Raw genomic sequence first — 12265 nt, forward strand, 5'->3', positions numbered from 1 at the left:
CGCCGTCCACGCCCCACGGTGTACATGCGCACGGTGCCACGGCGCGGCGCCTCGCGCGGCGGTTGCAGGGCCTGCATCGGCTCGACCGGCGCGTCGCCGGCCACCACCGCCTCGACCGAGACCGCCTCCACGATCAACGCCCGGCCCCGCATGAGAAAGGCGAAGCGCTGGCGGTAGGCGGCCTCGAAACCCGCCGTGATGGCCGCCACCTCCGGCACCTCGCCGACGGGCACGACCAGCGCCGCGTCCGAGCCCTCGTACCGCACATGCACCCGGCGGCGCACCGACACCGGCGCACCGCCTTGCTGCTGCTGTGCCATCTCGCCCGGGCCGCCTCGGCCAGCGCATCCAGCGTGTGGGCGATGCCGCCCAGGGCCTCGGGCGACAGGCGCGCTTCCACCGCCTGCTCGCGGATCAGGTTCTGGTCGGCCAGGCCCATGCCGTAGGCCGACAGCACGCCGGCCAGCGGGTGCACGAACACGCGCTGCATGCCCAGCGCATCGGCCACCAGGCAGGCATGCTGCCCGCCCGCGCCGCCGAAGCACTGCAGGGTGTAGCGCGTGACGTCGTAGCCCCGTGCGACCGAGATCTTCTTGATGGCATTGGCCATCTGCTGCACCGCGATCTGGATGAAGCCGTGGGCCACGTCGTGCGCGGGGCGGCCGGCCTGCGCCGCGAGGTCAGCAAAGCGGGCCTGCACCACGTCCGCATCGAGCGGCTCGTTGCCGCCGTGGCCGAACACGTGCGGAAAGTGCGCGGGCTGGATCTTGCCGACCATCACGTTGGCATCGGTCACGGCCAGCGGCCCGCCCCGGCGGTAGCTGGCCGGCCCCGGGTTGGCGCCCGCGCTCTGCGGGCCCACGCGAAAGCGCGCGCCGTCGTATTCCAGCAGCGAACCGCCACCGGCGGCCACGGTGTGGATGCTCATCATCGGCGCGCGCATGCGCACGCCCGCCACCTGGGTTTCGAACTCGCGCTCGAACTCGCCCGCGTAGTGGCTCACGTCGGTGGAGGTGCCGCCCATGTCGAAACCGATCACGCGCACCGAATCCCCCGGGCCCGCGGCCCCGCCGGCACCTCCTGCGCCGCCTGCCTCGCCCGCGAAGGCCAGCTCCGCCGTGCGCGCCATCCCCACGATCCCGCCGGCCGGGCCGGAGAGGATCGCGTCCTTGCCCTGGAAACGGTGCGCATCGGTGAGCCCGCCCGACGACTGCATGAAGTACAGCGGCACGCCCGGCATCTCGGCGGCCACCTGCTCCACGTAGCGGCGCAGGATGGGCGACAGGTAGGCATCCACCACCGTGGTGTCGCCCCGGCTCACGAACTTCATCAGCGGGCTGGTGCCGTGCGAGGTGCTCACCTGCGTGAAGCCCGCCTCGCGCGCGAGCCGCGCCGCCGCCTGCTCGTGCGCGGTGTAGCGGTAGCCATGCATGAACACGATGGCCACGCTGCGCAGGCCCGCGTCGTGGGCGGCCCACAGGCGCTCGCGCAGGTGGGCCACGTCCAGCGCCTGCTCGACCTCGCCATGGGCCCCCACGCGCTCCTGCGCCTCGATCACGCGGCTGTACAGCAGCTCGGGCAGCACGATGCGGCGCTCGAACAGTCGGGGGCGGTTCTGGTAGGCGATGCGCAGCGCATCGCGAAAGCCCCGCGTGGTCACCAGCAGCGTGGGCTCTCCCTTGCGCTCCAGCAGCGCGTTGGTGGCCACGGTGGTGCCCATCTTCACGCACTCCACCTGCGTGGGCGACACGGGCGCGCCGGGCTGCAGGCCCAGCAGATGGCGGATGCCGGCCACCGCGGCATCGCGATAGTGCCCGGGGTTTTCGGACAGCAGCTTGTGCGTGACCAGGGTGCCGTCGGGCCGGCGGCCCACCACGTCGGTGAAGGTGCCGCCACGGTCCACCCAGAACTGCCACAGTTGCGTTGCCATGTCGATGCTTTCCTCAGCCTGTTACGAATGAAATGGTTGGACAACATTGACGCAGGCACCACCTGCGAGACAGGAGAGCATCCACGATCTGCCGACCTTTTTCGATGATATCTTCGGCCCGCGGCACGCCGCTGCGGCCCGCTTGCCCCCTCAACGAACCAGCCCATTCCAACGAGTGCGGCAGCCACCGATCCCCTTCATCCACCAGACATGCCAGAACAAATCGACTATGCCTTCCTGAGCGCCCTGGAGGGCGGCTCGCTGACCACCGGCTACGTGCCGGCGGCCAACGTGAGCAAGAGCGGCGTGACCATCGCGACCGGGTTCGACCTGGGCCAGCGCTCCGAGAGCGATCTGAAGAACCTGGGCCTGGCCAGCGGCCTGGTCACCAAGCTCAAACCCTACCTCGGCACCAAGGGCACCGACGCCAAGACGCTGATCGAGAAGACCCCGCTGACGATCACTGCCGCCGAGGCCGAATCCATCGACAAGGCCACCAAGGCCAGCCACATCGCGAGCGTGAAGCTCAAATACGATTCGGCCACGGCCGCCAAGAAGAACTTCATCGACCTGCCGGCGGAAGCGCAGACCGTCATCGCGTCGGTGTCGTTCCAGTACGGCGTCAACCTGGATGCCGCCACGCCGAAGTTCTGGAAGGCCGTCACCGAACAGGACTGGACCGAAGCGGTCAAGCTGCTCAAGAACTTCGGGGATGTGTATCCCACCCGCCGCGGCAAGGAAGCCGCCCTGCTGGAGAAAGTCAAATGAAACGATGGATCGCCCTGGCCAGCGCCGCGATGGCTTGCGCCGCCCTGCATGCTGCACCTGCCAACCCTGGCGCCGACCACGCGGTCGGTGTGGTGCATGTCACCAACCCGGAACTGCTCTCGGCGCTGCAGAACCTCAAGGCCTCGCTCACGGCAGAGCGCACGCCGCTCGCGTTCGACAATGGCGCTTCGGCCAAGAACTGCCTCGAATATTCGGACCTGCTGCCGAAGAGCCAGCCGGTCGAGTCGACCCGCAACTTCGAGATCCGCAGCGAATACCGGCTGTGCGACAGCATCCGCGTGATCACCGGCAAGCCCTTCGTCGCGCAGAAGGCCGCCGCCTCCGGCAAGCAGGGCAAAACCCTGTACGAAAAACTGGACCTGCGGTCGTTCCCCTCGTCGCTGCGCAATCGCGCCGATGGCAAGAAGCACACGCTCCGGGCGCTGCTGCCCGGCACGCACCAGTCCGAAGGCAGCGCCGTCCAGGTGGAAACCCCGGAGCAGTTCTTCCGCCTGGAGGTCGTGGGCACCATCGACCACGGCAGGGGCCACCCGCCCGAATGGATCGTCTGGGTGACGGACGAGCTCAAGAACGGCACCTACCGCGGGTACAGCAACATCGTCGTGCATCCACCCCGTGCGGCGTCCGGCCTGTACACCGCGGCGGCATCGCCCCGATGACAATGGGCGGTCCTTTCCTTTAGCCCCGTCACCGGGGCGCCGCAGGTACCGAATCGCATGGCCTCTTTCGTCCCCCACCGTCCCTTGCTGGACCAGACCTTTCCCCGCACCCTGTCCGCCTGGGTGGAGCGTTTCGGCCAACCCGTGTCTCGCGCGCCCGCATCGAAGGCTGGCTGTTCGAGGGCGTGGCCGCACGGCGCGCGGCCGAGCAACGCCTTGCGGCGGTGGGCGTGGTGGCGCGGTTTCGCAGTGCCTACAAGCCCCTGGTGCACTACTTTCTGGAAGAGGTCGATACCGCCCAGCTGGCCGCCGCCACGGTGCGCTACCCAGTGCCGGCCACCGGCTCGCCCGGGCGTTTTCTGCTGGAGGCCTATCCGCTGGCCGACCTCCTGGCCGGGTGCGACCTGCGGTTCCAACCCGGGGGCGACGACCTGCACTACGGCGTGGCGCTGCGCTTTCGCGATGGCCGCGAAACGGTCGATCGGGTCTTCGCACCCAACCGGGTGCACGAAGACCCCACCAGCCCGGACCCGCTGCTGTCGCCCACGGGCTGGCTGCGCGTGGACGCGTCCGGTGCGCCGGACAGCAACCAGGATGCGGCCGAATCCACCGATTTCGAAGACCTCTTCGCGCACGCCATGCGCACGCTGCGGGAGCATGCCTGGCCCGCGCAGGAGCCCTATTTCGAACGGCTGGACATCCGCGTCGACCTGCCGGGCTTCGAGCAGCCGCTGTCCACGCCGCACGAATGCATGAGCCTGCACGAGGCCCTGCACGAAGACCTGTATTTTTCGCTGCTCGAGTTCTTTCAGCAGCACTCCGGCCGCCCTGCGGGCGACCGCCGGCTGCAGCCCGGGCAGATCGTGCCCGACATCCGCCAACACGACGGCCCGCCACGCCTGCGCATCGCGCTGCGCGCCTTCGACGTGGCCGCACAGGACGCGGGCGCCTGGGCGGACACCACGGCCGGACAGGCCCTGGACGACATGGGCCAGGCTCCGCCGCCCGAGCGCATCGCACAAGCGATGGCGCGGCTGGGCGGCCAGCGCTTTTCCGCGCGCAGCCGCCAGGGGCGCGAGGTGCTGGGCCTGTACCGCACCGGCACCGAGGCCCCGATCCTGCTGAGCGGCGGCCAGCACGCCAACGAAACCTCCGGCGTCGTGGGGGCCCTGCGCGCGGCCGAGGCGCTGCATGCGCGGCCCGGCGCGCACTTCGCCCTCATCGCGCTGGAGAACCCCGACGGCTATGCGCTGCACCGCGAACTGGGCGCGCACCACGCCCACCACATGCAGCATGCCGCGCGCTACAGCGCGCTGGGCGACGACATCGAATACCGCGAGACGGCGCCGCTGTACGAACGCGAAGCCCGCGAACAGGCACTGGCCCTTTCCGGCGCGCAATTGCACATCAACCTGCACGGCTACCCCGCGCACGAGTGGACCCGGCCGCTGTCCGGCTACGTGCCACGAGGCTTCGGCCTGTGGACGGTGCCCAAGGGGTTCTTTCTGATCCTGCGCCACCACCCGGGCTGGCAGGCCGAAGGCCGTGCGCTGCTGGAGCAGGTGGCCGCGGCGCTGCAGGCCGTTCCCGGCCTGCCCGAGTACAACGCCCGCCAGATGGCGCTGTATGAGCACCATGCGGGGGCGTTGCCGTTCGAGGTGATCCATGGCACGGCCTGCACGCAGTCCGAGAACCCGCGCGGTGCGCCGGTCACGCTCATCACCGAATTCCCCGACGAGACGGTGTCGGGCGATGCCTTCCGCTTCGCGCACGGCGTGCAAAAGGCCGCCGTGCTGGCGGCGGTGGACGCTTGGCAGGCCATTCTTTCCGAGCGCGGCTGATTGCGCTTGGGTGGATGGGGGGAGCGGGCCTTGTTCCCTTCGGCGGTGCGTGGCGTGGTGCACGCCCGGCGCTGAAGGCCATCGCGTCGCTTGCCGCAAGCGCCCAGCGGCATGAAAACAGGGGGGTTGGCAGCCCCCTTCTCTGGCACGGTCTGTGCATACCGAACCGCACTGGCGATGGGCCCGGTCCGGGCCTTTGCCATGCGCTTTGTTCAGGTAAACACCTGAGGGTGTTGCCGCAAACACGCGGTTACATTGAATGCGGTCTTTCGTTTCCCTGTCTCACTACCACTGTGGAGTTCATCGATGAAGCGTAGCGCTCTCCCTCTGTCCGCATGGGCCCTTGCCGGCGCCCTGGGTTGCGGACTGTGTGCCCCCACCGCGTTCGCGCAGACCAAATGGGACCTGGCCGCCGCCTATCCCGCCACCAACTTCCACACCGAGAACCTGATGGAGTTTGCCAAGGACGTGGACACCGCCACGGGCGGCAAGCTCAAGATCACGGTGCATGCCAATGCATCGCTGTTCAAGGCCAACGAGATCAAGCGCGCCGTGCAGGGCGGGCAGGCGCCGGCCGGCGAGATCCTGCTGCCCAACTTCGAGAACGAGAACCCCATCTTCGGCGTGGACGGCATTCCGTTCCTGGCCACCTCGTACGCCGATTCCAAGCGGCTGTACGAAGCGCAAAAGCCTGTGCTCGAAAAACTGCTCAATGCGCAGGGCCTGCGGCTGCTGTACACCGTGGCCTGGCCTCCGCAGGGCATCTACTCCAAGCGGGAAATCACCTCGGTGGCCAATCTGCGGGGCATCAAATGGCGCGCCTACAGCCCCGCCACGGCCAAGATCGCCGAGCTGATCGGCGCGCAGCCCGTCACCATCCAGGCGGCTGAGCTGTCGCAGGCCACGGCCACCGGCGCGGTCGAATCGATGATGACCTCCGGTTCCACCGGCTACGACAGCAAGCTCTACGAGAGCATCAAGTACTTCTACGACACCCAGGCCTGGCTGCCCAAGAACGCGGTGATCGTGAGCAAGAAGGCCTTCGACGCGCTCGACAAGCCCACGCAGTACGAACTGCTCAAGAGCGCCGCAGCGGCCGAGGCCCGCGGCTGGAAGGTCAGCGCAGAAAAGAACGAGTGGTACAAGAAGGCCCTGACCGACAAGGGCATGAAGATCCTCCCGCCCCCGCCGAAGCTGGTGGCCGACCTGCGCCAGGTCGGTGACATCATGCTGGCCGACTGGCTCAAGAAGGCCGGCCCCGATGGCGAGGCCATCATCGCCGCCTACCGCAAGCCGGCTCCCGTGGCAGCCAAGTGATGCGCCGCTTCCTGGACCGCCTGTACCTGGGCGCGGGCGCCCTGGGCGCCACCTTCGTGGCCCTGATCTGCGTGCTGATGATCGCGCAGAGCGTGCTGCGCGAGGTCGGGGTGCGCACCGGGGCGCTGAACGACGTGGTGGCGTGGTTCTGCGCCGCCGCGGCGTTCTTCGCCATGGCGCATGCCTTCAAGCACGGCGACTTCGTGCGGGTCACGCTGCTGCTGGAAAAGCTCTCGCCGCCCCGGCGCCGGCAGTTCGAGATCGTCTCGCTGGCCATCGGCTCGGTGGCAGTGGCTTACCTGGCCTGGTCGGCGTGCCTCTTCACCTACGAAAGCTGGGAGTTCAACGATGTGGCCCAGGGCCTGCTGCCGCTGCCGATGTGGATTCCCCAGATGAGCTTCGCACTGGGTTCGGTGCTGCTGTTCGTCGCGGTGGTCGATGAATTCATCATCGTCCTGCGCGGCGGCGTGCCCACCTTCGTGCGCGAAGTCGAGGACCGGCATGCGCGCGGCGATTTCTCTTCCGACATCTGACCCTCCACCCGACCTGAACCCTCGCTGCGGCCCGGCCGGCCCGAAAGAACAATGCCATGGACATTCTGATGGTGGGCGGCATCTTGCTGCTGCTGATGATCGTGCTGCTCTCGGGCGGCGTCTGGATCGCGATGACGCTGGCGATCTGCGGCTGGGTCGGACAGGCGTTCTTCACGAACACGCAGCCGGGCAAGAATTTGTTCTCGGCCTTCTGGGAAAGCAATGCCAGCTGGGAGCTGGCGGCGCTGCCGCTCTTCATCTGGATGGGCGAGATCCTGTTTCGCACCAAGCTGAGCGAAGAGATGTTCGAGGGCCTGCGGCCCTGGCTCAACCGGGTGCCGGGCCGGCTGATGCACACCACCATCCTGGGGTGCGGCATTTTCGGATCGGTGTCGGGCTCGTCCGCCGCCACCTGCGCCACCATCAGCAAGGTGGCCCTGCCCGAGCTGCTCAAGCGCGGCTACGACGAGCGCCTGGCGCTGGGCTCGCTCGCCACGGCAGGCACGCTGGGCATTCTCATTCCGCCATCCATCACCATGGTGGTGTATGCGGTGGCGGCAGATGCCTCCATCATCCGCATCTTCCTGGCGGGCTTCCTGCCGGGCCTGCTGCTGATGCTGCTGTTTTCGGGCTACATCGGCTGGTGGAGCCTGCGCAACCCCGACAAGGTGCCGCCGGCCGATGCACCGACGACCTTCCGCCAGAAGATCCGGCAGTCCGGCAACCTGATTCCGGTGGCGGTCCTGATCGTCTTCATCGTGTGGGTGCTGGTGGCCGGCTACGCCACCGCCACCGAGTGCGCCGCCTATGGCGTGGCCGGCTCGCTGGGGCTGGCGCTGTGGAGCCGCTCGCTCACGTGGAAGAACTTCACCGAAGGGCTGATGAGCACCACGCGCACCAGCTGCATGATCATGTTCATCCTGGCCGGCGCGGCCTTCCTGACCAAGACCATGGCCTTCACCGGCATTCCGCGCGAGCTGGCCGAGTGGGTCAATGCGATGAACCTCTCGCCCTTCGCGCTGATCGGCGTGCTGACGATCGTCTACCTCGTGCTGGGCACGGCGCTGGACGGCATCAGCATGATCGTGCTCACCAGCGCGGTGGTGCTGCCCATGATCCAGAAGGCCGGCTTCGACCTGATCTGGTTCGGCATCTTCATCGTGCTGCTGGTGGAGATCGCCGAGGTCACGCCGCCCGTGGGCTTCAACCTCTTCGTGCTGCAGAACATGACCGGCAAGGACAGCAACACGATCGCACGCGCGGCCATTCCGTTCTTCCTGTGCCTGGTGGTGTGCATCGCGATCATCACGGTTTTTCCGCAGATCGTCACCGTGCTGCCGGACCTGGTGATGGGCAAGGACGGCGGCTAGGCGCCGCCGCCCTGGGGCCGCTGGCCGCCGCCACTCCACGGGAGGAAGATGAGCGCCTCGGCGGCGAGGCCCCGGGTTTTTGCGATACTTTGCGGCATGCTGCTCAACGTCGCCGTCATCTGCCTGGCCGCCTGCCTGGGCGCCCTGCTGCGCTGGGGCTTCGCCCTGTGGCTCAACCCCGGCGGCCTGCTGCCCTGGGGCACGCTGGCGGTGAACCTCATCGGCGGCTACCTGATTGGCATCGCCATCGCCGTGTTCACCCAGCGGCCGGACATCGACCCGGCCTGGCGGCTGCTCATCATCACCGGCTTTCTCGGTACCCTGACCACCTTCTCCAGCTTCTCTGCCGAAGTCGTCACCATGCTGCTGCAGCAGCGCTATGGCATCGCGCTGGCCACGCTGCTTTTGCACGTGGGCGGCTCCTTCACCCTCACCTGGGCCGGCATGCGCACGGCCCTGTGGTGGGCGGCCCGCTGACCGACGCCCGGCAACGGGCCCTTCTTTTTTGCCCCCACAATCTCACCCCATGGATTCCAATACCGAACTCAACGACAGCCGCCTGGCCAATGCCTGGGCCGAATTGAACAACCACGCCGTGAACGGCAACCCGCTGCACGCCGATGCCTACCGGCTGGCGTTCGCGGACCCCGAATTCCTGCTGCGGCGCGAAACGCGCGGCATCCGCTTCCAGCTCGAAATGCTCAAGCCCGATCTGGGCCAGACCGCACAGGGCATCGAGAACACCGTGGTGGTGTACGGCAGCGCGCGCTTCATCGCCCCCGACGAAGCCGAGCAGCAATTGGCCGATGCCGAGGCGAGCGGTGACGACAGCCGCATCGCACGCGCCAGACTCGCCGTGCGCAACGCCCGCTACTACGACCTGGCGCGCCAGTTCGCGCGCGTGGTGGCCGAGCACAGCGAACAGCAGCAGCCGGCGGACCGCATCTACGTGTGCACCGGCGGCGGGCCGGGCATCATGGAGGCCGCCAACCGCGGCGCGCACGACGTCGGCGCGCTCAACGTGGGCCTGAACATCGCCCTGCCCCACGAGCAAAGCGGCAACCGCTTCATCTCGCCCTCGCTGAGCTACAAGTTCCACTACTTCGCGCTGCGCAAGATGCACTTCATGATGCGCGCCAAGGCCCTGGTGGCATTCCCCGGCGGCTTCGGCACGCTGGACGAATTGTTCGAAGTGCTCACCCTTGTGCAGACCGGCAAGGCCAAGCCGGTACCCATCGTGCTGTTCGGCACCGACTTCTGGAAGAAGCTGGTCAACTTCGATGCGCTGGTGGAGCAAGGCACCATCTCCGCCGCCGACCTGAACCTGTTCCACTACACGGACGACCCGCAGGAAGCCTGGAACATCATCAAGGCGTTCTACAAGCTTTGATGGCAGTTCAGGCCCGACGCAACCTCGCTGTCGAATGCACGGACGGGTCCTGCGTCAGGCCAAAACCGGCCGCCACTGGGCTTGCAGTTCCTGAGCGATCTTGTCCATCGCGGCACGTTGCCGGGCTGGCTCGAAATTACAAAAGGCCTGATCGAAGATGCGCCCATGCCGCGCTTGGGCCGCCTCAGCCTGCTGTCTGAGGGAGGCTGCCTGCGATGGAGTGATATCTGCAAAATGTCTCAGTGGCAGAAAATGACCCGGAACGACCAATCGTTCTTTTTCCTCGGGCATGCGGTCGGTGTACAGAAGCGCTGCGCCAATGAAACACTCCGCCAACGCTTGCTTGGCAGGTTGCTGATCGAACCGCATGATGCTGATCCAGGCCATCGGTGTCGTTTCTTTGGGAAAGATATCCACGAGGGCGTCAACGACCTTGGCCATGGCACGAGGCTCGCCTTGGAAATAGGCGCGCTGTAGCGTTTTTTTTACCGACAGCGCGTTCCAGTTCAGCCGCTGCCGCCACTCCGGTTTTTCCGTTGGACAGCGGCAGATCGGCGACCGTCATCGTGTTGGGATGATCTGGAAACTGATCGGCGAAATACTCTGTCAACGCCTCGTCAATGGAATTCTGATGAGGGCTACCCGCCAGCCCCTTCACGAAATTCGGATGGCTGAAGCAATGCAGGAATTCATGGCGGGCCGTGTGGATGCCGACATCGCGTGTCAGTCCTTCCCTGACCGACAAACTCGTTGGCTCAGACTTGTGGCGTCTGACTAGGCCACGATAGCCATTCGGCAAATTCGAAGTCACCTGGGGTTCGACCGCATGGCACACACTATCAGCCGGGATGAAGGCCGCGTGCCGGTCCATGACCTCAGCTTTCGCTTGATGTAATGTCGGCATGTCGACCAATGGGCCGGGGCCTGACGGCTTGGGTTGCGCAGTGCCGGCTTGCTTGAAAACCCCGTATCCGGCAGCCACTGCGGCCACCCCCACATAAGTTTTCCACGAGAGATGCAGCGCTCCGCCTGCCACCTCAGCGGCTCTCCCAAGCAAGGAAGACGCAGGGGTTGCGCGGTCTGGCGCCTGCGAAGCGCCGGAAGGAAGACGTCCGCGGGGAGCAGATGTTGACTGGCCAGCGCGGCTGGAAGCATTGCGACTTGGCAGATCCTTGAGTTGCCCATCACGCGAGAGAGACGCGGAACTGCTCTCTTTTTTAGATGAACTGGCTTTCTCGTCAGAGCTGCGGCTTGAAGACGGTATATCGGCGTTGCGAGACTTGACTCGAACCATGGTTTCCTCGGGGTATTGCGTTGAGAAACTATGGCAAAAGCACTCCAACCCACCCGGTAGGTTAACGAAGATTGTCAGCGTCCGGCGAATCACTGCGCGATGGGCGCGCACCGTTCAACCTCTTGCAATCAGTGATGCGCCGAAACGGAATCCCCCATCCGCCACGCTATACGCCCCCCCAGGCCCACCACCGCCCCCACGACCCAGAAAAGCCCTGCCACCCCGATCAGCGCCCCTGCCGATCCGAACAGCACCGGCATCAGCACGCTCGAACCATTGATGGCCATCAGCCGCAGGCCGAGCGCCTCGCCGTGGCGATGCGATGGCGTGATCTGGTGCAGCATGCTCATGATCCTCGGCTGCACCGATCCCAGCGCGAAGCCCAGCAGCACCGAACACAGGCCCAGTGCCCACGGGTTGGGCAGCAAGGGGTACACCGCGAACAGCACCGCCGTGGTGACCATCGCCCAGGTGACCACGACCGCCTCGCGCAGGTGGGCTGCCACCAGGGGCATGAGCACGCGGATCACGGCCGCCGCAATGGCGAACGCACCCAGGATGGTGCCGATCACCGACGCCGACAGGCCCCGCTCGTGGCCCAGGAGCGGCACCACGAAGGTGTGCACGTCCCAGCACGACGACAGCAGCCAGTTCACGATGAGCAGGCGGCGAAAGCCGGGCTCGGCCAGCAGGTCCCAGGCCCGGGGGCGCACGCCGCCGGCCGCCGCGATCACGGGCGGCAGTTCCACGGTGGCCCTCACCCAGAACCAGGTGGCGATGGGCAGCACGGCCATCAGCGCGAAGGCGGCGCGGTAGCCCTCGGTGCTGCCGGCCGTGGGACCGGCATGGTCGATGAGCATCCCGGCGCAGAACGGCCCGACGAAGTTGGACACGGCCGGGCCGATCGCCAGCCAGCTGAACACCTGGCGCAGCTGCGTGGAGTCGTGCGCCGCGCGCCCCACATGGCGCTGCAGGGCAATGGTGGCGGCCCCCGTGGCGCCGCCCGTCATGAGCGCGGCCAGGCACAGCATGGGAAACGCCGGCCACACCAGCGCCCCGGCCGCCCCGACCACCGCCACGACCACGGCATAGCCGACCGGGCGCTTGAGGCCATGGCGGTCGGCATAGCGGCCCGCCGGCAG

At 67.1% G+C, this 12265-nt stretch carries 10 protein-coding genes and 2 pseudogenes; 8 read left to right on the top strand and 4 right to left on the bottom strand.

The annotated features are described in order from the left end of the window. A pseudogene (locus tag AC27IQ_RS12680) lies at nucleotides 1–1930 on the bottom strand (hydantoinase/oxoprolinase family protein); the annotation flags it as partial. A 210-nt stretch (nucleotides 1931–2140) separates the two neighbouring features. On the opposite strand from AC27IQ_RS12680, the gene AC27IQ_RS12685 reads away from it, so the two are divergent. The 8 genes and pseudogenes from AC27IQ_RS12685 to AC27IQ_RS12720 all read left to right on the top strand — a co-directional run bounded on the left by AC27IQ_RS12685 (nucleotide 2141) and on the right by AC27IQ_RS12720 (nucleotide 9829). Continuing rightward, nucleotides 2141–2698: a pesticin C-terminus-like muramidase gene (locus AC27IQ_RS12685; protein WP_272568865.1), complete on the top strand. Its 558-nt coding sequence runs from the start codon at nucleotides 2141–2143 to the stop codon at nucleotides 2696–2698. Continuing rightward, complete coding sequence (locus tag AC27IQ_RS12690; RefSeq protein ID WP_487089674.1) at nucleotides 2695–3378, top strand: hypothetical protein; 684 nt, start codon at nucleotides 2695–2697, stop codon at nucleotides 3376–3378. Before AC27IQ_RS12685 ends, AC27IQ_RS12690 begins: the two co-directional genes overlap by 4 nt. Before the next feature lie 57 nt (nucleotides 3379–3435). Then, nucleotides 3436–5219 (top strand): annotated as a pseudogene (locus AC27IQ_RS12695) (M14 family metallopeptidase). A 306-nt stretch (nucleotides 5220–5525) separates the two neighbouring features. Further along, nucleotides 5526–6536 (top strand): TRAP transporter substrate-binding protein, encoded by a 1011-nt coding sequence (locus tag AC27IQ_RS12700; protein ID WP_317357665.1) that lies wholly within the window; start codon nucleotides 5526–5528, stop codon nucleotides 6534–6536. Further along, nucleotides 6536–7069, top strand: a complete 534-nt coding sequence (locus AC27IQ_RS12705) for a TRAP transporter small permease (RefSeq protein WP_272568849.1) — start codon at nucleotides 6536–6538, stop codon at nucleotides 7067–7069. The genes AC27IQ_RS12700 and AC27IQ_RS12705 overlap by 1 nt, the downstream gene beginning before the upstream one ends. Before the next feature lie 56 nt (nucleotides 7070–7125). Next, nucleotides 7126–8439 (top strand): TRAP transporter large permease, encoded by a 1314-nt coding sequence (locus AC27IQ_RS12710; protein ID WP_284427132.1) that lies wholly within the window; start codon nucleotides 7126–7128, stop codon nucleotides 8437–8439. 96 nt (nucleotides 8440–8535) lie between these two features. Then, nucleotides 8536–8916, top strand: a complete 381-nt coding sequence (gene crcB / locus AC27IQ_RS12715) for a fluoride efflux transporter CrcB (RefSeq protein WP_284427133.1) — start codon at nucleotides 8536–8538, stop codon at nucleotides 8914–8916. A 49-nt stretch (nucleotides 8917–8965) separates the two neighbouring features. After that, nucleotides 8966–9829 (top strand): LOG family protein, encoded by an 864-nt coding sequence (locus tag AC27IQ_RS12720; protein ID WP_284428669.1) that lies wholly within the window; start codon nucleotides 8966–8968, stop codon nucleotides 9827–9829. A 54-nt stretch (nucleotides 9830–9883) separates the two neighbouring features. On the opposite strand, the gene AC27IQ_RS12725 is transcribed toward AC27IQ_RS12720, so the two are convergent. The 3 genes from AC27IQ_RS12725 to AC27IQ_RS12735 all read right to left on the bottom strand — a co-directional run. Then, nucleotides 9884–10270 carry a hypothetical protein gene (locus AC27IQ_RS12725; RefSeq protein ID WP_487089675.1) on the bottom strand — a complete coding sequence of 129 codons (387 nt, stop codon included), beginning with the start codon at nucleotides 10268–10270 and terminating at the stop codon, nucleotides 9884–9886. After that, nucleotides 10254–10733, bottom strand: a complete 480-nt coding sequence (locus tag AC27IQ_RS12730; protein ID WP_487089676.1) for a hypothetical protein — start codon at nucleotides 10731–10733, stop codon at nucleotides 10254–10256. Before AC27IQ_RS12730 ends, AC27IQ_RS12725 begins: the two co-directional genes overlap by 17 nt. Nucleotides 10734–11251: 518 nt before the next feature. After that, nucleotides 11252–12265: MFS transporter (locus AC27IQ_RS12735; protein WP_487089677.1), on the bottom strand; the 1014-nt coding region annotated here is incomplete at its 5' end.

Source organism: Acidovorax sp. KPB24-07 (genome assembly GCF_057543315.1).